The 23,541-nt window shown below is 75.6% G+C and carries 2 protein-coding genes and 1 pseudogene; all 3 read left to right on the forward strand.

Translation table 11 applies throughout. The features are described from left to right. Positions 1-13: 13 nt before the first annotated feature. Positions 14-12,361 (forward strand): annotated as a pseudogene (locus tag ACZ6BB_RS39635) (type I polyketide synthase); the annotation flags it as partial. Between the two features lie 9 nt (positions 12,362-12,370). Beyond that, positions 12,371-22,069 carry a type I polyketide synthase gene (locus ACZ6BB_RS39640; protein WP_471619957.1) on the forward strand — a complete coding sequence of 3,233 codons (9,699 nt, stop codon included), beginning with the start codon at positions 12,371-12,373 and terminating at the stop codon, positions 22,067-22,069. A gap of 145 nt (positions 22,070-22,214) precedes the next feature. Continuing rightward, positions 22,215-23,417 carry a cytochrome P450 gene (locus tag ACZ6BB_RS39645; protein ID WP_471619958.1) on the forward strand — a complete coding sequence of 401 codons (1,203 nt, stop codon included), beginning with the start codon at positions 22,215-22,217 and terminating at the stop codon, positions 23,415-23,417. The last annotated feature ends 124 nt before the right edge of the window (positions 23,418-23,541 follow it).

The raw sequence follows: 23,541 nt of genomic DNA on the forward strand, positions 1-23,541 counted from the left end.
CCTCAAGCGGGTGACCGCCGACCTCCAGCGCACCCGAGGCCGGCTCCGCGAACTGGAGGCGGGCCGGCGGGAGCCCGTGGCGATCGTGGCGATGGCCTGCCGCTTCCCCGGCGGGGCCGACACCCCCGAGGCCCTGTGGGACCTGGTCCACGAGGGCCGCGACGCCATCGGCGCCTTCCCGGCCGACCGGGGCTGGCGCACCGACGCGCTCGCCGAGGCCGGGGCGCGGCTCGAAGGCGGCTTCCTCCACGGGGCGGCCGACTTCGACGCCGAGTTCTTCGGCGTCTCCCCGCGTGAGGCCCTCGCGATGGACCCGCAGCAGCGGCTGCTGCTGGAGACCACCTGGGAGGCGATCGAACGCTCCGGCCTCGACCCGGCCGCTCTCAAGGGCACCGACGGGGGCGTCTTCGTCGGCATGACCGACCAGAAGTACGGCCCCGGGGACGACGAGGCGCTGCGTGAGGTCCGCGGCCACGTCCTCACCGGCACCACCAGCAGCGTCGCCTCCGGCCGGCTCGCCTACTTCTACGGCCTGGAGGGCCCGGCGCTCACCGTCGACACCGCCTGCTCCTCCTCCCTGGTGGCGCTCCATCTCGCGGTACGCGCCCTGCGCGCCGGTGAGTGCTCCTTCGCCCTGGCCGCGGGCGCCACCGTGATGGCGAGGCCGGGGCTGTACGAGGAGTTCCTGCTGCAAGGGGGCCTCGCCGGGGACGGGCGCTGCAAGTCCTTCTCCAGCGCGGCGGACGGCACCGGATGGGCCGAGGGCGTGGGTGTCCTGGTCCTGGAGCGCCTCTCGGACGCGCAGCGGGCCGGACACCGGGTGCTGGCGGTCGTCCGCGGCTCGGCGGTGAACCAGGACGGGGCGTCGAACGGCCTCACCGCCCCCAACGGCCCCTCCCAGCAGCGCGTGATCCGCGCCGCCCTCGCCGACGCCGGCCTCGGCCCCGCACAGGTCGACGCCGTCGAGGCCCACGGCACCGGCACCCGTCTCGGCGACCCCGTGGAGGCACAGGCCCTGCTCGCCACGTACGGGCAGGACCGTGAACAGCCGCTGTATCTGGGCTCGTTGAAGTCCAACATCGGCCATGCGCAGGCCGCGTCCGGGGTCGGCGGTGTCATCAAGACGGTCCTGGCGCTGCGCCACGGGATGCTGCCCCGCACCCTGCACGTCGAGGAGCCCACGCCCGAGGCGGACTGGTCGACGGGCACCGTGGAACTCCTCACGGAACCCCGGGAGTGGCCGGAGACGGGACGGCCGCGCCGGGCGGCCGTGTCCTCGTTCGGGATCAGCGGCACCAACGCCCATGTCGTCCTGGAACAGGCACCCCCCGCGCCCGCCTCGGCCGCGGACGGGCCGGAGGAGCCCACCGGGGACGCTCCGGTGGCGTTCCTTCTCTCCGCCCGTACCCCGGACGCCCTGCGGGCGCAGGCGGCACGGCTGCGGGACCACATCGGTCATGGCGAGGACCCCGGGGCGGCCGGCCCCGGCACGGCCCCCGCGCCGCGGGCCGTGGCCCGGGCCCTCGCGGCCCGCCGCCCCCGCTTCACGCACCGGGCCGTCGTGGTGGGCGCCGGCGCCACGGACCTGCCCGCCGCCCTCGACGCCCTCGCCCACGGCACCCCGGACGCCCGGGTGGTGCGCGGCACGCCCGGCCCGGCCGGAACGCTGGCCTTCCTCTTCACCGGGCAGGGCGCCCAACGCGTCGGCATGGGCCGCGAACTGCACGCCGCCCACCCGGTGTTCGCCGAGGCGTTCGACGCGGTGTGCGCACGGATCGACCCGCACCTGGACCGGCCCCTCGCCGACGCCCTCGCCTCCGAGGAACTGCTCGGGCGCACCGCCTACACCCAGACAGCCCTGTTCGCCTTCGAGGTCGCCCTGTTCCGGCTCCTCGCCCACTGGGGGCTGACCCCCGACCATCTGCTCGGCCACTCCATCGGAGAACTGGCCGCCGCGCACGCCGCCGGAGTGCTCTGCCTCGACGACGCGTGCACCCTGGTCGCCGCCCGCGCCACCCTGATGGAGTCCCTGCCCGAGGGCGGCGCCATGCTCGCCGTGGAGACGGCCGAGGACGACGTCCCCGCCCTCCTCGACGCCGCCGGCGCCACGGACCGGCTCGCCGTGGCCGCCGTCAACGGCCCCCGCGCCACCGTGCTGTCCGGGCCCGCCGTCGCGGTCGACGCCCTGGCCGCCCTCTGCGCGGAGCGCGGCCTGCGGACCCGGCGCCTCAAGGTCAGCCACGCCTTCCACTCCCCGCTGACGGAACCCGTGCTGGACCGGTTCCGCGCGGTCGCCGAGGGCCTCACCTTCCACGCGCCGCGGATCCCCCTCGTCTCCAACGTCACCGGCCGGCTCGCCGGCGAGGAGCAGCTCCGGTCGCCCGACTACTGGGTACGGCACGTCCGGGAGGCCGTCCGCTTCCACGACGGTGTCCGTCTGCTGGGTGAACTCGGTACGGCCGCCTGCCTGGAGCTGGGTCCCGGGGGCGCCCTGAGCGTGCTGGCACGCGACTGCCTGCCCGACGGCGGCACCGCCTTCGTGCCGTCCCTCCCGCACGGCCACCACGAACCGACCGCCCTGCTGACCGCCCTCGGTGAACTGCACGTCCGGGGCGTCGCCGTCGACTGGACGGCCGTCCACGGCACCGGCGGGAACACCGACGCGGGCGCCCCCGAGGGCGTCCACGCCGACCTGCCCACATACCCCTTCCAACGCACCCGCCACTGGCTGCCGGCCACCGCCGGGACCGGTCTGCCGCTGCTGGCCGCGCCGCCACCCGTCGTCACGGCCGCCGGACCCGCCGAGCCCGGCCGCGTCTTCGACGTGGACCTGGTCCGTGCCGTCGCCGCCGCCGTCCTCGGCCACCCCACCCTCGACGCCGTACCGCCGGACCACTCCTTCAAGGAACTCGGCTTCGACTCGCTCTCCGCCGTACGGTTCCGCGACCGCCTCGCGGAGGAGACCGGGCTGCCGCTGCCCGCCACCCTGGTCTTCGACCACCCCACCCCGGACCGGGTCGTCGCCCACCTCAACGGCGAGCGGACCGGCCACCGGGCCACCGTCCGCGCCCGTGCCGCCGCGGACGAACCCCTCGCCGTCGTCGGCATGGCCTGCCGCTACCCCGGCGGTGTCACCACCCCCGAGGAGCTGTGGCAGCTGGTCGTCGAGGGCCGCGACGCCGTCTCCGCCTTCCCCCGCGACCGGGGCTGGGACCTGACCTCCCTGCGCCGGGCCGCCGACGGCACCCCCGGCACCGGCGGCTTCCTCCACGACGCCGCCGAGTTCGACGCCGACTTCTTCGGCATCTCGCCCCGCGAGGCCCTCGCGATGGACCCGCAGCAGCGGCTGCTTCTGGAGACCTCCTGGGAGGCGATCGAACGGGCCGGCGTCGACCCCGCCCGGCTGCGCGGCAGCCGTACCGGCGTCTTCGCCGGGATCGCCGGGTCCGACTACGCCGAGGTGCTGGCCGCCACGCCCGAGACCGAGGGCCATGTGATGACCGGCACGGCGGGCAGCGTCGTCTCCGGCCGGGTGTCCTACGTCCTCGGTCTGGAGGGCCCGGCGCTCACCGTCGACACGGCCTGCTCCTCCTCCCTGGTCGCCCTGCATCTCGCGGGCCAGGCGCTGCGGGCGGGGGAGTGCGACCTCGCCCTCGCGGGCGGCGTCACCGTCATGAACACCCTCGGCGGCTTCCTGGAGTTCGCCCGGCAGGGCGGTCTCGCGGGGGACGGCCGGTGCAAGGCGTTCGCGGAGTCCGCCGACGGCACCGGATGGGCCGAGGGCGCGGGCGTTCTCGTCCTGGAGCGCCTGTCCGACGCCCGCCGCAACGGACGCCGGGTACTGGCGGTCGTCCGCGGCTCGGCGGTGAACCAGGACGGGGCGTCGAACGGCCTGACCGCACCCAACGGCCCGTCCCAGCAGCGGGTGATCCAGGAGGCGTTGGCGAACGCCGGGCTCGCGCCGTCCGACGTGGACGCGGTGGAGGCCCACGGCACCGGTACCCGGCTCGGCGACCCCATCGAGGCACAGGCGGTACTGGCGACCTACGGACAGGACCGTGAACAGCCGCTCTGGCTCGGCTCGTTGAAGTCCAACATCGGCCACAGCATGGCGGCGGCCGGGGTCGGCGGTGTGATCAAGACCGTGATGGCGCTCCGCGAGGGCGTACTGCCCCGCACCCTGCACGTGGACGAGCCCACCCGGCAGGTCGACTGGTCCGCCGGCACCGTACGGCTCCTGACGGAGAACCGGCCCTGGCCGCGGACGGAAGGACCACGCCGGGCCGGGGTGTCGTCCTTCGGGATGAGTGGCACCAACGCCCACGTCGTCCTCGAACACACCCCGGCCGGGACGCCCGGCGACGAGGCGGCCGTCGAGGACGGCGACGCCTCCGCCGTCCGCCCCTGGCTCCTCTCCGGGCACACCCCCGACGCCCTGCGTGCCCAGGCCGCCCGCCTCGCCGACCACCTGGACCGCGTCGACGCCGCCCCCACCGCCGTCGGCCGGGCCCTCCTCGGCGGCCGCGCGCTCCTCCCGCACCGCGCGGTCGTCCTCGGCACCGACCGCGCCGGCCTGCTGGCCGGCGTCCGCGCCCTCGCCGACGGCACGGCCACCGCACCGACGGTCGTCACCGGCACGGCCGCCCCGGCCGGCCGGGGCCCGGTGTTCGTCTTCCCGGGACAGGGATCGCAGTGGGCCGGCATGGCGGTGGAACTGCTGCGGACGTCACCCGTGTTCGCGGCCCGGATGGCGGAGTGCGAGCGGGCGCTGTCGCCGTACGTGGACTGGTCGCTGACCGAAGTCCTCTCCTCGGGAAGCGAGTTGACCCGGGTGGACGTGGTCCAGCCGGTGCTGTGGGCGGTGATGGTGTCGCTGGCGGAACTCTGGCGGTCGTACGGCGTCGAGCCCGCCGCCGTCGTGGGCCACTCCCAGGGCGAGATCGCGGCGGCGGTCGTGGCCGGGGCGCTGTCCCCGGAGGACGGCGCCCGCGTGGTGGCCCTCCGCTCGAAGGCGCTCCTCGCCCTCTCCGGCCAGGGGGGCATGGCCTCCGTACAGCTCTCCGCCGACGAGGTGCGCGCCCTGTCGCCGCTGGCCGACGGACGCGTGGAGGTGGCCGCCGTCAACGGCCCGTCCTCCGTCGTGGTGGCCGGCACCCCGCAGGACCTGGACCAGGTGATCGCCGAGGCCGAGGCGCGCGGAGCCCGTGCCCGGCGCGTCGAGGTGGACTACGCCTCCCACAGCGTCCACGTCGAAGCGCTCCACGACGAACTCCTCACCCTGCTGGGCGAGGTGACGCCCGCCGCCTCCCGGATCCCCTTCCACTCCACCGTCACCGCCGGCCGGCTCGACACCACCGGGCTGGACGCCGAGTACTGGTACCGCAACCTGCGGTCCACGGTCCGGCTCGAACCCGCGGTGCGGAGCCTGGTCGAGGCCGGGCACCACGTCTTCGTCGAGATCAGCCCCCACCCGGTGCTCACGGCCCCCCTCGCCCAGACCGTCGAGACCACGGACAAGGAACCACTCGTCGTCGCGACACTGCGCCGCGGCGAGGGCGGCCTCGCCCGGATGTACGCCTCCCTCGCCGAACTCGCCGTCGGCGGCGTACCCGTGGACTGGACGCCCGCCTACGCCGGTCACGGCCCCGCGGCGCCCGGCGCTTCCGTCGACCTGCCGACGTACGCCTTCCAGCGCCGCCGGCACTGGCCGCGGACACTGCCGGGCGCCGCCGTGGCCGATCCGGCGCACGAGCAGTTCTGGCAGGCCGTGGAGGAACAGGACATGACCGCCGTCGCCACCGCCCTGGCCCTGCCCGCCGACGAACCCGCGCTGCGTACGGTCCTGCCGGCGCTCTCCTCCTGGCGCCGCGACCGGCGCGAGCGCGGCACGGTCGACGCCTGGCGCTACACCGTCGACTGGCGGCCCGTGGACCCGCCCGCGGCGCCCGCCGTCCTCCCGGGCACCTGGCTGATCGCCCTGCCCGAGGCGCTGCGCGACGACCCCGCGCTCGTCGCGGCCGCCGACGCCGTACGGGAACGCGCCGAGCACGCCGTCGTCCTGACCGTCGCACCGGACGACGACGTCGACACGCTCGCCGCCCGGATCCGGCAGATCGCACCGACGGCCGCGGTCACCCTCACCGGTGCCGACACCACCCCCCACCCCGCCGGTGCCGTCGTGCCCACCGGCCTCGCCACCACCCTCACCCTGCTGCGGGCCCTCGTCGCGACGGGGACCGCCGCCCCGCTGTGGTCCCTGACCCGGGGCGCCGTCGGCACCGCCGACGACGCCGGTCCCGCCGACCCGGCACAGGCCGCCGTGTGGGCGCTGGGCAGGTCCGCCGCCGTCGAACTGCCGCGCCACTGGGGCGGTTCCATCGACCTGCCGGCCACCGTCGACCGGGCCGCGGCGGACCGCCTCCTCGCCGTCCTCACCGCGACCGACGGCGAGGACCAGGTCGCCGTACGCGCCACCGGCACCTACGCCCGCCGCCTCGTCCACGCCACCGCCCCGGCGCACCGGCACCCGGGCTGGACCCCGCGCGGCACCGTACTGATCACCGGCGGTACCGGCGCCCTCGGCGCCCACGTCGCCCGCTGGCTCGCCCGCGACGGCGCCGAGCACCTCGTCCTGCTCAGCAGGAGGGGAGCCGCCTCGCCCGGCGCCGACGCACTGCGCACCGAACTGGAGGAGACCGGCGTACGGGTCACCCTCCTCGCCTGCGACACCATGGACCGCGCCGCCCTGGCCGACGCCCTCGCCGGGGTCGAGCGCGACGGCGACCCGGTCCGGGCCGTCGTGCACGCCGCCGGCGTGGGCGTGCTCGGACCCGTCGCCGAGGCCCCCTTCGACGACCTGGTCACCGTCCTTGGCGCCAAGGTCGCGGGCATCGAGAACCTCGAAGCCGTCATGGACCCCGCCCAGTTGGACGCAGTCGTCTACTTCTCCTCCATCACGGCCGTCTGGGGCGCCGGCGACCACGCCGTCTACGCGGCGGGCAACGCGGTGCTCGACGCCCGCGCCGAGCGGCGCAGCGCCGACGGCGTGCCCACCCTGTCCGTCGCCTGGGGACCCTGGTCGGGCGGAGGCATGGTCTCCGACACCATCTACGACCAGCTCCGCGCCACCGGCCTGCCCGTCATCGACCCCGACACGGCGATCGCCGGTCTGCGCACCGTCCTCGCCGACGGCGAGACCTCGGTGATCCTGGCCGACGTCGACTGGGAACGGTTCGCCGAGGTCTTCACCACCGGCCGGGCCAGCCATCTGCTGGACGACATCCCCGAGGCACGACCCGCCGTCCCCGAGACGACGGCCACCGCCACCGCCCCGGCCTCGGACCTCGCCCGTCGCCTCGCCGGACTCGACGGCCCGGCCCGCACCCGCGCCCTGCGCGACCTGGTGCGCGAACACGCCGCCGCCGTACTCGGCCACCCGGACCCCGAGGCCGTGGATCCCGGGCGGGCCCTGAAGGACCTGGGATTCGACTCCCTCACCGCCGTCGACCTGCGCAACCGGCTCGCCGCCGTCGCCGGCGTCCGGCTGCCCAGCACACTCGTCTTCGACCACCCGACCGTGAACGCCCTCGCGGTGTTCCTCGGGGAGAAGCTCCTCGGCGCACAGGAACGTCCCGCTGCCGTGGTGGTCAGGGCCGCCGCCGACCGCGACGACCCCGTCGCCGTCGTCGCGATGGGCTGCCGCTTCCCCGGCGGCATCGGCTCCCCCGACGACCTGTGGCGGGCCCTCGAACAGGAGGCGGACCTCACCGGCTCCTTCCCCACGGACCGGGGCTGGCCCCTGCACCGCCTGCACGACCCCGAGGAGACCACCGCGGAGTCCAGCTACGTCGACCGGGGCGGCTTCCTCACCGACGCCACCCTGTTCGACCCGGCGTTCTTCCGGATCTCACCGCGCGAGGCCCCCGCGATGGACCCGCAGCAGCGGCTGCTCCTGGAGACCTCCTGGGAGGCGCTGGAACGCGCCGCCATCGACCCGTCGACCCTGCGCGGCAGCCGTACGGGCGTCTACGTCGGCGTCAGCGAACAGGGCCACACCGCACGGCTGCTGGACGCGGCCACCGACGTCGAGGGCTACTTCGCCACCGGTGCCGCAGCCAGCGTCGCCTCCGGCCGGATCGCGTACACGCTCGGTCTGGAGGGCCCGGCGGTCACCGTCGACACGGCCTGCTCCTCCTCCCTGGTCGCCCTGCACCTCGCCGTCCAGGCCCTGCGGGCGGGGGAGTGCGACCTCGCCCTCGCGGGCGGTGCCACCGTGATGTCCGAGCCCGCCTCCTTCGTCGGCTTCAGCCGTCAGCAGGCCCTCGCCCGCGACGGCCGCAGCAAGTCCTTCGCCGCCGCCGCCGACGGCTTCGCCCTCGCGGAGGGTGTGGGCGTGCTGGTGGTCGAGCGGCTGTCGGACGCGCGGCGCAACGGACATCCGGTGCTGGCCGTCGTCCGCGGTTCGGCGGTGAACCAGGACGGTGCGTCGAACGGTCTCACCGCGCCCAGCGGCCCGTCGCAGCAGCGGGTGATTCGGGACGCGCTGGCGAGCGCGGGACTGTCGCCGTCCGAGGTGGACGCCGTCGAGGCGCACGGCACGGGGACCCGGCTCGGCGACCCGATCGAGGCCCACGCGCTGCTCGCGGCATACGGACAGGACCGTGAACGGCCCTTGTATCTGGGCTCGTTGAAGTCGAATCTCGGTCACACGCAGGCCGCCGCCGGCGTCGGTGGCGTCATCAAGACCGTCATGGCGCTGCGGCACGGGGTGCTGCCGCGCACTCTGCACGTGGACGCGCCCACGCCCGAGGTGGACTGGTCGGCGGGCGCGGTGGAACTGCTGACGGAAACACGGCAGTGGCCGCAGGCGGATCGTCCGCGCCGGGCCGGGGTGTCGTCGTTCGGGATCAGCGGCACCAACGCCCACGTCATCCTCGAACAGGCCGGGACGACTGCCCGGTCGGTCGCCCCCGAGCGTCCGGCGGGGGACGGTCCGGAACCGGACGCCTCGCGGACCGGCTCCCCCCGGCCCGCAGTCATGCCGCTCGTCCTCTCCGCCCAGGACGACACGTCCCTGCGCGCCCAGGCCGCCCGGTACGCCGCGTTCCTGGCCGGCCGCCCCGACCTCGGGCTGCCCGATCTCGCCCTCTCCCTCGCCACCACCCGGGCCGTGCTGCCCACCGCCACCGTCCTGACCGCCGGCGACCACGCCCAGCTCCACCAGGCCCTCACCGACCTGGCGGAGAACGGCGCCGCCACCACCGACGAACCGTCGGGCGGCGGGCTGGCGGTGGTGTTCTCGGGGCAGGGTGCGCAGCGGGTCGGTATGGGGCGTGGTCTGTACGAGGCGTTTCCGGTGTTCGCGGAGGCGTTCGACGAGGTGTGCGCGGGGTTTGACGGGCTGTTGCCGGATTCGTTGCGAGAGGTTGTGTTCGACGGTCTTGCGGAGGAGTTGGAGTCGACGGGGTGGGCTCAGCCGGCGTTGTTCGCGGTGGAGGTGGCGTTGTTCCGGTTGTTGGTGTCGTGGGGGGTGCGGGCTGATGTGGTGATGGGGCATTCGCTGGGTGAGTTGGTGGCGGCTCATGTGGCGGGTGTGTGGTCGTTGGGGGATGCGTGTCGGGTGGTTGCGGCGCGTGCGGGGTTGATGGGTGCGTTGGCATCGGGTGGCGTGATGTGGGCGGTGGAGGCGCGGGAGTCGGAGATCGCCCCGGTGAGCGGTGTGTCGGTGGCTGCTGTGAACGGTCCGTCGTCGTTGGTGCTTTCGGGTGCGGAGGATGCCGTTCGTGAGGTGGTCGACCGTTTCCTGGCTGAGGGGCGGCGGGTGAAGCGGTTGGCGGTCAGTCACGCTTTCCATTCGGTGTTGATGGAGCCGATGCTGGAGGATTTCGCCGGGGTGCTGGCGGGGGTGGCGTTCGGTGAGGCGTCGATTCCGGTGGTGTCGAACGTGACGGGTGAGGTGGCGGGTCCGGAGCTGTCGACGCCTGAGTACTGGGTTCGGCATGTGCGGGCCACGGTCCGGTTCGCCGACGGGGTACGGGCGTTGCGGGCGCAGGATGTGAGCACGGTGCTGGAGGTCGGCCCCGACGGATCCCTCGTCGGCCTCGTCCAGGACACCGTGCCCGACCTCCTCGCGCTCGCCGCCCTGCGCAAGGGCCGGGGCGAGGTGCGTTCCCTGGTCACCGCGCTCGGGCGGCTGCATGTGCGGTCGGCCGGTGTGGACTGGCCGGCGTTCCTGGCCGGGACCGGCGCACACCGGGTGGAGCTGCCGACGTACGCCTTCCAGCGGGGTGCCTACTGGCTGGAGACGACCCGGCAGGAGCCGGTGGACCACGATCCCGCCGAACGGTCGGACGCGGCCGAAGACCTCCTCACGGCCGGCAGCCTCTTCACCACGACCTGGCAGCCCATACGGAGCGTCACTCCGCCCACGGTGCGCTGGGCGGTTCTCGGGCAGCCGGACGGACGGGCCGGGACCCTGGCCAAGGCTCTGGCGCTGCACCCCGGGAACACGGTCGAGGTGCACGCCCGCCCGGAGTCCGTCGGGGAGGGAACCGAGCTGGTCGTGCGGGTCCTCGACGGCGTGCGCGGCAGCGGGGGAGGGGGCGACGGCCCCGACGCCGTACGCCACGCCGCGCACGACACGCTCGCCCACGTGCAGGAACTGCTCGCCCAGGAGCGTTCGGCGGACCGCCGTGTGGTGATCGTGACGGGCGGCGCGACCACCGGCGACCCGGCGGAGGCGGCGGCATGGGGGCTGCTGCGGTCGCTCCAGGCCGAGCGTCCCGACAGGTTCGTCCTCGTCGACCTGGAGGACGACGGCACCGACGCGCCCGCCCTGGCGACCGCCGTGGCCACGGCGCTGGCCCACGGGGAGACGCAGGTCGCCGTGCGGGGCGGGGAGATGTTCGTCCCCCGGCTCGCTCCGGCCGCGGCCCTGCCGGCCGGCTCCCCCTCCTCGTCGCCCTCGGCAGCCCGTGAGCACGGAACCGTGCTCGTCACCGGCGGCACCGGTGAGCTGGGCGGACTCGTCGCCCGGCACCTGGCCGCCGTCCACGGTGTACGCGACCTGCTGCTGGTCAGCCGGCGCGGCGCCGAAGCCCCGGGGGCGGACGTGCTCGCCGCCGACCTCGAACGACAAGGCGCCCGGGCGGTGTTCGCCGCCTGCGACGTGTCCGACCGCGAGGCGCTCACCGCGGTCCTCGCCGAGATTCCCGCGGACCGGCCCCTGACGGGCGTGGTCCACACGGCCGGTGTCGTGGACGACGGGGTGATCACGGCGCTCACCCCCGAGCGGGTCGACACCGTCCTCGCACCCAAGGCCGACGCAGCGCACCACCTCCACGAGCTGACCCGCGACGCGGACCTGTCGCACTTCGTGCTCTTCTCCTCGGCCGTCGGCACCCTCGGCGGCGCCGGACAGGCCAACTACGCCGCCGCGAACGCCTACCTGGACGCCCTCGCTGGCCGTCGCCGGGCCCAGGGACTGCCCGCGACCTCGCTGGCCTGGGGCCTGTGGGCCACCGGAGGCGGCATGGGCGGCCGGCTCGCCGACGTCGACCTTCGCCGGCTCGCCAGGGCCGGCGTGCTGCCGCTCGACGCGGAACGCGGACTCGCCCTGTTCGACCGGGCGTGGGCGGGCGAGGAGGCCGTGCTCGTGCCCCTGCGGACCGATCCGGCCGTGCTGAGGGACCGCGCGGCGGCGGGGACGCTGCCCCCGGCCCTGCGCGACCTGGTCCCGCGGGGCGGGACGGGGCCGGTTCCACGGTCCCGGACCCGGTGGGACGACCCCGGTGGCGCCCAGCCGGACGCCGCGCCGGCCGACGGGGGTCACGCCGAGCGGCTGGCCGCGCTGCCCGACGCCGAGCGGGCCCGGACCCTGCTGGACCTGGTCCGGTCGCGGGCGGCCGCCGTCCTCGACTACCCCTCGCCCGACAGCCTCGACCCGCGCCGGTCGTTCCGCGAGGCCGGCTTCGACTCCCTGACCGCGGTGGAGCTGCGCAACAGCCTCGCCGCCGCCACCGGGCTGCCGCTGCCCGCCGCCCTCGTCTTCGACCACCCCAGTCCCGCCGCCCTGGCCGAACAACTGGACTGGCGCCTGACCGGCCACGCCGGCGCGCAGGGCCCCCTGCGGCGGCCCGCGCTGCCCGCCCTCCTCGATCAACTGGAGGCGGCCCTGGCGGAGCTGACGCCCACCGACCCCGAACGGCAGCTGACCGCAGCCCGGTTGCGGACCCTGGCCGCCGTGGGCGCCGGCGACGGCGTCCCGGGCGAGGAGGGCGCCGCCGACGTGGACACCCGGCTCGCCGCCGCCTCGGACGACGAGTTGCTGGACTTCATCCGCACGGAACTCGGCAAGGAGTGAACGGTTCACATGGCTGATGACAAGGAACTCCGCGACTATCTCAAGCAGGTCGCCGCGGAACTGCACCGGACGCGCAAGCGCCTGGGCGAACTGGAGTCGGCGGCCCGCGAACCGATCGCCGTCGTCGGCATGGCCTGCCGCTACCCGGGAGGCGTGCACTCGCCCGAGGACCTGTGGCGGCTCGTCGCGGAGGGCCGCGACGCGGTCGGTCCCTTCCCGTCCGACCGCGGCTGGGACCTCGCCGCCCTCTACGACCCCGACCCGTCGAACGAGGGCACCTGCTACGTCCGCGAGGGCGGCTTCCTCGACGACGTCGCCTCCTTCGACGCCGCGTTCTTCGGGATCTCGCCGCGCGAGGCGCACTCCATGGACCCGCAGCAGCGGCTGCTCCTGGAAAGCTCCTGGGAGGCGCTGGAACGCGCCGGCATCGACACCCGCACCCTGAAGGGCAGCCGCACCGGAGTGTTCGCCGGTGTCTCCCAGCAGGACTACGCCGCCCTCCTGACCGGCACGGAGGGCCGTATCGACGGCCACGGCTCCACCGGCGTCTCCAACAGCGTGCTGTCCGGCCGGATCTCCTACGTCCTCGGTCTGGAGGGCCCCGCCCTCACCGTGGACACCGCCTGCTCGTCCTCCCTGGTCGCCCTGCACCTGGCGGTACGGGCGCTGCGGGCCGGCGAGTGCGATCTGGCGCTGGCCGGCGGGGTCACCGTGATGGCCACGCCCGATGTGCACGTGATGCTCTCCCGGCAGGGCTCGCTCGCCCCCGACGGCCGCTGCAAGGCGTTCGGAGCCCAGGCCGACGGCGCCGGATGGAGCGAGGGCGCCGGTGTCGTCGTCGTGGAACGGCTGTCGGACGCGCGGCGCAACGGGCATCCGGTGCTGGCGGTCGTCCGGGGCACGGCGGTGAACCAGGACGGCGCCTCCAACGGGCTGAGCGCCCCCAACGGCCCCTCGCAGCAGCGGGTCATCAGGGACGCCCTCGCCGACGCCGGGCTGACCGCCGCCGACATCGACGCCGTCGAGGCGCACGGCACCGGGACCCGGCTCGGCGACCCCATCGAGGCCGACGCGCTGCTCGCCACGTACGGTGCCGCCCGGCCCGCCGGGCGCCCGCTGTGGCTGGGCTCCCTGAAGTCCAACATCGGGCACACCCAGGCAGCCGCGGGCGTGGGCGGGATCATCAAGACGGTGCTCGCGCTGCGCGCACGCGTCCTGCCGAGGACCCTGCACGCCGACGACCCGACCCCGTTCGTCGACTGGTCCGCCGGCACCGTCCGGCTGCTCGACGAGCCCCGCCCCTGGCCGGACGGCGACACACCGGGCCGCGCCGCCGTCTCGTCCTTCGGCGTCAGCGGCACCAACGCTCACGTCATCCTCGAACAGGCGCCCGCATCCACCCCCGAGGCGGAGGGCCCGGCCTCCGGCGTCACCCCTGTCCTCCCCGCCGTCCTGTCCGCGCACGGCACCGCCGCGCTCCGCGCCCAGGCCCGCCGGCTCGCCGACCATCTCACGGGCGCCGGCCCCGACGACGCCGGCGAGCCCGCGCTCGCGGACGTCGCGTACTCCCTCGCCACCACCCGCACCCCCCTGGACCGGCGGGCCGCCGTCCTCGCCGCCGACCGCGGCACCCTGCTCGACGGCCTCACCGCCCTCGCCGAGGGCCGCCCGCACGACACCCTCGCCGAGGGCACCGCCGCCACCGGCCGGACCGCGTTCGTGCTGCCGGGACAGGGGTCGCAGTGGCTGGGCATGGCCCGTGAACTCCTCGACACCGAACCGGTCTTCGCCGAGCACGCCCACGCGTGCGCCGAGGCCGTGCGCGAACTCGTCGACTGGAACGTCCTCGACGTACTGCGCGGCGAACCCGGCGACGTCGACCCGGACCGCATCGACGTCATCCAGCCCGTCCTGTTCACCGTGATGGTGGCGCTGGCGCGGACCTGGCAGGCGTACGGCGTCGAACCCGACGCGGTGACCGGCCATTCGCAGGGCGAGATCGCCGCCGCCCACCTCGCCGGGGGCCTCACGCTCCGGGACGCCGTCCGTGTCGTCGTCCTGCGCAGTCGCGCCCTGCGCACCCTCACCGTGCGCGGCGGCATGGCCTCCGTGCTGCTGCCCGAGGACCAGGTCCGGGCCCGGCTCGCCCCCTGGGCCGACCGGCTGTGGATCGCCGCCGTCAACGGCCCCGCCTCCGTCGCGCTCACCGGCGACCCCGACGCCTGTGACGCGTTCGTGGCCGCCTGCGAGGCCGACGGCGTGCAGGCCCGGCGCATTCCCGGCGCCGCAAGCCCCGGTCACTCCCCGCACGTCGAGGCGCTGAGTGACCGGCTGATGGACGACCTCGCCGTCCTCGAACCGCGCAGCGGGGAGGTGACGTTCTACTCGACCGTCACCGGCGGCCCGTTCGACACCGCCGGTCTCGACGCCGCCTACTGGTGCCGCAACATGCGTGAGCCCGTCCGCTTCGAGTCGGCCGTCCGCGCCCTCCTCGCCGACGGCCACCGCCTGTTCGTGGAGCCCAGCCCGCACCCCGTCCTCGTCAGCTCCCTCCAGCAGTGCGCCGAGGGCGACAACCAGGAGATCACCGTCACCGGCACCCTGCGCCGGGGTGAGGGCGGCACCGGGCGGCTGCGCACCGCCCTCGCCCGGGCCTGGACCGGCGGCGCCCCCGTCGACTGGCCGCGCGTCTTCGCCGGCAGCGGCGCCCACCGGGTCGACCTGCCCACGTACGCCTTCCAGCGCACCCGGCACTGGCCCGACGGGCCCCGGCGCGGCGCCGACGTCACCTCGGCCGGCCTCGGCCCGCTGCGCCACCCCCTGCTGGGCGCGCTGATGCGGCTCGCCGACGACGACGGCGCCGTCCTGACCGGCCGGATCGCCCCGCACGACCATCCCTGGCTCGCCGGGTACCGCATCGGCGACCGGGCGGTCCTGCCGGGCACCGCCTTCGTCGAACTCGCCGTCCTCGCCGGCGACCAGGTCGGATACGGCCGTGTCGAGGAACTCACCCTGCACACCCCGCTGTTGCTGCCGCCGGACGGCGCCGTCGGCCTCCAGGTCAGGATCGGCGCGGACACGGCAGGCCGCCGCACCCTCGCCGTCCACGCCTGCGCCGCGCCCCCCGGCACGGACGCCCCCTGGACCCTGCACGCCTCCGGCACCCTCGTCCCCGAGACCGGCCGGCCCGCCGTCGACACCGGCGCCCCCGCCCCGCACCTGACGGCATGGCCCCCGGCCGGCGCCGCACCCGTACCGGTCGAGGGCCTGTACGAGCGGCTGGCCGCCGACGGCTTCTCGTACGGCCCCGAGCGCCGCCTGCTCAGCGCGCTGTGGCGCACGGACGACGCCGTGTACGCAGAGGTGGCGCTGCCCGCCGGACAGCACGACGAGGCGACCCGCTTCGGCCTGCACCCCGCCCTGTCCGAGGCCGCACTGCACGCCCTGTACGCCCTCGGGGACGGCCGGGGAGCCGCCGTCCCGTTCTCGTGGTCCGGCGTCGAACTCCACGCCACCGGCGCCGCCCGCCTGCGGATCCGGCTGACCCGCACCGGCGAACGCACCGTCGCGCTGCTGCTCGCGGACGCCACCGGCGCCCCGGTGGCCGTCGCCGACTCCCTGCTGCTGCGCCCCGCCGACCCCGCGGGCCTGCTCACCGCGCCCTCGGCGCAGCGCCTCGACCAGGTGGATCCCGCCTCCGCTCCCTCCTCCGGCTCCGCGCCCCGGCCCGCCCGTCCCCGCCGCACGGCCGCCGCCGGCGCCCCGGCCGACGCCGAGCCCGGCTCGCTGGCCGCCCGCCTCACCCCGCTCACCGAGACCGAACGCACCCGCACCCTGCTGCGTCTCGTACGCGACACCGCCGCCGCGTCCCTCGGGCACGCGGACGCCGACACCGTCCAGGTGGGCCGGCCGTTCAAGGAACTCGGCTTCGACTCCCTCACCGCCGTGGACTTCCGCAACCGGCTGTCCACCGCCACCGGACTGCGTCTGCCCGTCTCCGTCGTCTTCGACCACCCCTCACCCCGCCGCATGGTGCGGGCCCTGTACGAGGAGCTGTTCGAGGACGCGGGGACCTCCGCGCCGGCCGCCGCGTCGACGGCGGGGACCGCCCCCGCCCGGCGGCGCGCCGACGACGAACCCCTCGCGATCGTCGGCATGGCCTGCCGCTTCCCCGGCGGTGTCAGCAGCCCCGAGGAGCTGTGGGACATGCTCACCGAGGGCCGCGACGGCATCACCGGCTTTCCCCGCGACCGGGGCTGGCGCGCCCAGGACTCGGCGCGCGGCGGCTTCCTCGACGACGTCGCCGGCTTCGACCCCGGCTTCTTCGGGATCACCCCGCGCGAGGCCCTCACCATGGACCCGCAGCAGCGGCTGCTCCTGGAGACCTCCTGGGAGGCCGTCGAACGCGCCGGCATCGACCCGACGATCCTGCGCGGCACCCGTACGGGCGTGTACGTCGGCGCCGCCGGGCTCGGCTACTCGCTGCTCTTCCCGCCCGGCTCGGAGCAGCTGGCCGGGTACACCGTCACCGGCACCGCCACGAGCGTGATCTCCGGCCGGGTCTCCTACGTCCTCGGCCTGGAGGGACCGGCCGTCACCGTGGACACCGCCTGCTCCTCCTCCCTGGTGGCCCTGCACTCCGCCGTCCAGGCCCTGCGCGCCGGACAGTGCGACCTGGCGCTGGCGGGCGGCGTCTGCGTGATGCCCGACGCGTCCCTGTTCGCCGACTTCGAACGCCAGGGCGGCCTCGCGGCGGACGGCCGGTGCAAGGCGTTCGCGGCGGGCGCCGACGGCACCGGCTGGTCGGAGGGCGTGGGCCTGCTGCTCGTCGAAAGGCTCTCCGACGCCCGCCGCCACGGGCACCCCGTCCTGGCCGTCGTACGCGGCTCGGCGGTCAACCAGGACGGCGCGTCCAACGGTCTCACCGCCCCCAACGGGCAGGCCCAGCAACGAGTCATCCGCGAGGCGCTGGCCGACGCCGGCTGCCTGCCGTCGGACGTGGACGCCGTGGAGGCGCACGGGACCGGCACCCGGCTCGGCGACCCGATCGAGGCCCACGCCCTGCTCGCCACCTACGGCCAGGACCGGGAACGGCCCCTGTACCTCGGCTCGTTGAAGTCCAACATCGGGCACACCATGTCGGCGGCGGGAGTCGGCGGCGTCATCAAGACGGTACTGGCCCTGCGCCACGGCACACTGCCGAGGACGCTCCACGTCGACGAGCCGTCGCCGCGGATCGACTGGTCGGCCGGATCGGTGGAGCTGCTGGCCGCGTCCCGGCCGTGGCCGGACACGGGCCGTCCGCGCCGGGCGGGCGTGTCGTCGTTCGGGATCAGCGGCACCAACGCCCACGTCGTCCTCGAACAGGCACCCGCCGAGGACACCGCCGGGCAGATGGCCGGGCCCCCGCCCCCGCACACCTCCCGAACCGCCGCAGGACACGCCGGCACCACCACCGGGGACGCCGGCACCGCCCCCGTGACATCTGCCGCCGCCTCCCGCCCCTGGCCGCTCCTGGTCGCCGCGCACGACGAGAGCGCCCTGCGCGACCAGGCGGCCCGTCTCCTCGGCCGTCTGGACGCCGACCCGGACCTGGACGTCGCGGACCTCGCCCACTCCCTCGCCACCACCCGCGCGGCCCTCGACCACCGGGCCGCCGCCGTCGTACACGACCGCGCCGGGGCGACCGCGGCCCTCACCGCCCTCGCCGCGGGCGAACTGCCGCCCGGCCTGCTGCGCGACACGGTCCGCGAGGGCCCGCTCGCCGTACTCCTCACCGGACAGGGCGCCCAGCGCTTCGGCATGGGCCGGGAGCTGTACGCCGCGCACCCGGTGTTCGCCGAGACCTTCGACGCCGTGTGCGTCCACCTCGACCCGCAACTCCCGCGTCCCCTCGCCGAGATCGTGTTCGGCACCGGGACGCCCGACCCCGACCCGGAGGCCGTGCACCGCACCGAGTACACCCAGCCCGCGCTGTTCGCCTTCGAGACCGCGCTCTACCGCCTGCTGGAGAGCTGGGGCGTGCGCGCCGACTATCTGCTGGGGCACTCCGTGGGGGAGATCACCGCGGCGCACCTCGCCGACGTCCTGACCCTGCCCGACGCCTGCCGGCTCGTCGCCGCGCGCGGCCGGCTGATGCAGCGACTGCCGGCGGGCGGGGCCATGCTCGCCGTCTCCACCGACGAGAAGCAGGCCGCGGAGGTGCTGGCGGACCACCCGGACGTGGTCGTGGCCGCCGTCAACACTCCCGGCTCCGTCGTGCTCTCCGGACCGGCCGGCGCGCTCACCGCCCTCCGCGACCACTTCACGCAACGAGACGTCCGGGCCACCTTCCTGACCGTCAGTCACGCCTTCCACTCACCGCTGATGGAACCCATGCTGGACGACTTCGCCCAGGTCGTCGGCGGCCTCGACCTCCGCCCGCCCCGCATCCCCGTCGTCTCCGACGTCACCGGAGAACTCCTCACCCCCGAGCAGGCGTGCTCGCCCGACTACTGGGTCCGGCACGTACGGGAGACGGTCCGCTTCGCCGACGGGGTGCGCACCCTGGCCGCCGAGGGCGTCACCGTCCTGCTGGAGGTCGGCCCCGACGGTGTCCTCACCGGCTCCGCCCACAGCTGCCTGGACGACGACACCGACACCGGCCCCGCCCTCGACACCGGAGCCGCCCGCACGGTGTGCGCCGCCACGCAGCGCAGGGACGCCCCGGAGGACGAGAACCTGCTCGTGGCCCTCGCCCGCGTCCATGTGGCGGGTGCGCCCGTCGACTGGGCCGCCGTCCTCGCCGGCTCCGGCGCCCGCCACGTCGATCTGCCCACCTACCCCTTCCAGCGCGCCCGCTACTGGCCCGACCCCCGCCCCGCCGGCACCGCCGGAGACCTGACCGCGCTGGGCCTGAGCCCCACCGGTCACCCCCTGCTCGGGGCCCGTGTCACCGCGGCGGCCGACGGCACCACCCTGTTCACCGGCGAACTGTCCACGACCGCCCACCCCTGGCTCACCGACCACGCCGTCCTCGACACCGCCCTGTTCCCCGGTACCGGATTCGTCGAACTCGCCCAGTGGGCGGGCCGTCAGCTCGACTGCCACCACCTCGACGAACTCATCCTGGCCGCGCCCCTGGTGATCCCGGCCGACGCGCCCGTCCAGCTCCAGCTCACCGTCGGCCCGCCCGACGACACCGGTGCCCGCGCCCTGTCCGTCCACTCCCGCACCGCGACCGACGGCACCGCGGGCGACACCCCCGAACCGGACGGCACCTGGACCGCCCACGCCGAAGGCACCCTGACCCCGCGGGCACCGGGCACACCCGCCACCGCGCCCCTCACCACCTGGCCACCGCAGCACGCCGAGCCCGTCGACCTGGACACCTTCTACGAGGACCTGGTCGACCACGGCTTCACCTACGGCCCCGCCTTCCGCGGGCTGACCGCCGCCTGGCGGCGCGGCGAGGAGGTCTTCGCGGAGGTACGGCTGCCCGGGACCGCCACCGGCGGCTTCGCCGTGCACCCCGCCCTCCTCGACGCCGCCATGCACTCCCTCGCCTTCCGCCCCTCGGCGACCTCCGCCGACGGCCCGCTGCTGCCCTTCGCCTGGCGGGGTGTCACCGACCACGCGCAGGGGGCGACCGCGCTGCGCGTGCACGTCCGCGACGAGACCGAGGACCGGGTGGCCGTGGAACTCACCGACCTCTCCGGCCGCCCCGTCGCCTCCGTCGCCGCCCTGCACATGCGGACCGCCGCCACCGAGGGCCTCGACACCGCACGCATCCGCCCCGAATGGCTGCTGCGCACCGAGTGGACCGCCCTGGACACCACCGCGGCCGTGCCGGACCAACCCGCTCCGAGCCGCTTCGCGGTCCTGGGCGACCCGACGGCGTACGCCCACGTCGAACCGTTGCTGCGGACCGCCGGGGCCGTCGAGCACCACACCGGCCTGGACGCCCTGCGCGCCGCCGGCCGCGTCCCCGACGTGGTCGTCGTGCCGCTGCCGCCCGCCGCACCGACCTCGGCCGCCGCCCGCGCCGCCGTGCACACGGTCCTCGGCCTCCTCCAGGAATGGACCGCCGACACCACCCTCGCGGGCAGCCGGCTGGTCCTGTGCACCTCCGGCGCCGTGCGCGCCGCCGACCACGAGACCGTCACCGACCCGGCCGCCGCCGCCGTCTGGGGCCTCGCGCGCTCCGCCCAGCTGGAGAACCCCGGCAGCGTCCTGCTCGTCGACCACCTGCCCGACGCCACCACCCCCCTGCCCCACGCCGTCGCCCGTGCACAGGCCGCAGGAGAACCCCAACTGGCCCTGCGCGCCGAGGAGATACGCGTCCCACGCCTGACCCGGCTCACCCCCGCCGAGCCCCCGACGCCCGGCCCCTGGCCGGCCTCCGGCACCGTACTCGTCACCGGGGCCACCGGCACCCTCGGCCGCCTCACCGCCCGCCACCTGGTCACCCGGCACGGGGTCCGGGACCTGCTGCTGGCCTCCCGCCGGGGCGCCGACGCGCCCGGCACACGGGAACTGCTCACCGAACTCACCGCCCTCGGGGCCGACGTCCGCGCCGAGGCCTGCGACATCACCGACCGCGCGGCGCTGGCCGCGCTGCTGGAGACCGTGCCGGACCTGAAGGCCGTGGTGCACACCGCCGGCACCGTCGACGACGCCACACTCACCGCACTCACCCCGGCCCAGGTCGACGCCGTGCTGCCGGTGAAGACGGCGGCCGTGGAGCATCTGCACGAGCTGACCGCCGACCGGGACCTGGACGCCTTCGTGGTCTTCTCCTCGCTCGCCGGCACCATGGGCGGCGCGGGCCAGGCCAACTACGCGGCGGCCAACGCCTTCGCCGACGCCCTGTGCGCCCGCCGGGCCGCCGCCGGACTCCCCGCGCTGTCGCTCGCCTGGGGCCCCTGGCAACGCGGCGAGGGCATGACGGCGGGCGTCGCCGACAGCGACCTGAAACGCATCGCCCGCGTGGGACTGCGCCAGCTCGACCCCCGCGAGGGCCTGGCGCTGTTCGACGCGGCCCTCACCACCGGCGAGAGCGTCGCCGTCCCCGTACGCCTGGACACCTCCGCCCTCGATCCCGGCTCGCCCACGACACCCGCCCTGCTGCGCTCCCTCGCCGCCGGAACCCGGGCGGGCGGCAGCGGTCCGGCCGCCCCCGTGGCCGGACTGCGGGAGCGGCTGCTGCCACTGTCCGAGACGGACCGCACCGCCGCGCTGGTGGAGCTGGTGCGGGCGGAGGCCGCCACCGCCGCCGGACTGCCCTCGGCGGACTCCGTCCCCTCGGGCAAACCCTTCCAGAACCTGGGCTTCGACTCCCTCATGGCCGTGGACCTGCGCAACCGGCTCTCCGCCCTCACCGGTCTGCGGCTGCCCGCCACCCTGGTCTTCGACCACCCCACCCCGAACAGCCTGGCCGAACTCCTGCACCAGGGACTGGACCTGACCACCGCCCAGGCACCCGATCCGGCCCTCCTCGCCCTGGAGTCCCTGGAGACCTCCCTGCGGACGCCCGCCGAGGACCCCGCCCGCCGGGCCTCCCTCGCCCTGCGCCTGCGCGTCCTGCTCACCAAGCTCGAACAGACACCCGGCAGCGGCGCGGCGGCCGCCGAAGCGGCGCCGGCGGACGACGACACCGACGGCGACCTCAGCGCGGCGAGCACGGAGGAACTGCTCAGCCTCATCGGCAACGAGTTCGGCATCCGGTGAACCCCGGGGGCCCCGCCCCCACCCCTTCCCCCGGTCCCGACGGGTTAGGGGGCGGCCCCCTCGTTTCTGGGGCTCCCAGGCTCCGCACGGCGCCGTAGCGTCACGATCACCGCCCCCGCCCCCGTCGTCCCCCCAAGGAGGACCGATGCCCCTCGACATCGAAACCCCTCTGCCCTACCAGCGCGACGCGGTCTGCCCGTTCGACCCGGGCCCACGGCTGCGCGAGGTGCAGCGGGAGGACCCGGTGCACAAGTGGCGCCTGCCGAACGGCCAGGACATCTGGGTCGTCACCCGCTACGACGACGTACGGCAGATGTTCACCGACCCCCGCCTCAGCAGCGCCCTCACCCCGCTCACCCTCATGCTCCCCGGCATCGACGACGACCAGCTGGTGGTGTCCCCGGGCAGCTTCGTCAACATGGACCCGCCCGAGCACACCCGGCTGCGCCGCACCGTCGCCTCCAGCTTCACCGCCCGCCGCATGCGGGAACTCACCCCCCGCCTGGAGCGGATCGCCGAGAACTGCCTCGACGGCATGGAACAGCTGGGCCCGCCCGCGGACTTCATGGCCGCGTTCGCCTTCCCCTTCCCCCTGCTCGCCATCTGCGAACTGCTCGGCCTCAGCGACGAGGAACGCGCCGAGTACCTCGCGCTCACCGCCAAGGCGGCGGCCGGGCTCGCCGCCACCGCCGAGGAGGTCCAGGAACTCGTCGGCGCCGCCCACCGCTTCATGCTGGACATCGTCACCGCCCAGCGCGCCGCACCCACCGACGGCATGATCGGCATGCTGGTCCGCGAGCACGGCGACGAACTCGACGACGAGGAGATCGTCGGCATCAGCAACATGTTCCTGTCCGCCGGCTTCGACACCACCGCCAACACCCTCGGCCTCGGTCTCCTCGCCCTCTTCGACAACCCCGGCCAGCTCGCCCTGCTGCGCGACGATCCCGCCGTCCTCGACTCCGCCGTCGAGGAACTCATGCGCTACCTCAGCGTCATCTCCGCCACGAGCGGCCGCACCGCCACCGAGGACCTGGAGATCGGCGGGGTCACCGTCCGCAAGGGCGAGTACGTCGTACCGGCCCTGGCCGTCGCCAACCGCGACCCGGCCCACTACACCGACCCCGACCGGCTCGACCTCACCCGCACCCCGGCCCAGCAGGTCGGCTTCGGACACGGCATCCACCGCTGCACCGGCGCCACCATGACCCTGCTGGAGCTGAAGATCGCCTTCCCCGCCGTCCTGCGGCGCTTCCCCGGCCTGCGCCTCGCGGTGCCCCGGGAGGAACTCGAATTCCGCGGCTACAACATGGTGCACGGCGCACTCAGCATCCCCGTCGTCTGGTGAACCGCTCCCCGCGCGTCCCCCGGGGGTCCCCGCACACCCGGAGGGCGGCCCGGCCCCGCCCCGGGGCCGCCCCCCGCACCGGCCCATAGCGTCCACCACCAGCGCCACAACGAGTGGGAGCCCG

The organism is Streptomyces sp. NPDC041108, from assembly GCF_055592645.1.

What these genes read in the sequence shown, in the direction of transcription:
- ACZ6BB_RS39640 (WP_471619957.1), top strand. Translation starts at nt 12,371, where the DNA reads ATGGCTGATGACAAGGAACTCCGCGACTATCTCAAGCAGGTCGCCGCG.
- ACZ6BB_RS39645 (WP_471619958.1), top strand. Translation starts at nt 22,215, where the DNA reads ATGCCCCTCGACATCGAAACCCCTCTGCCCTACCAGCGCGACGCGGTC.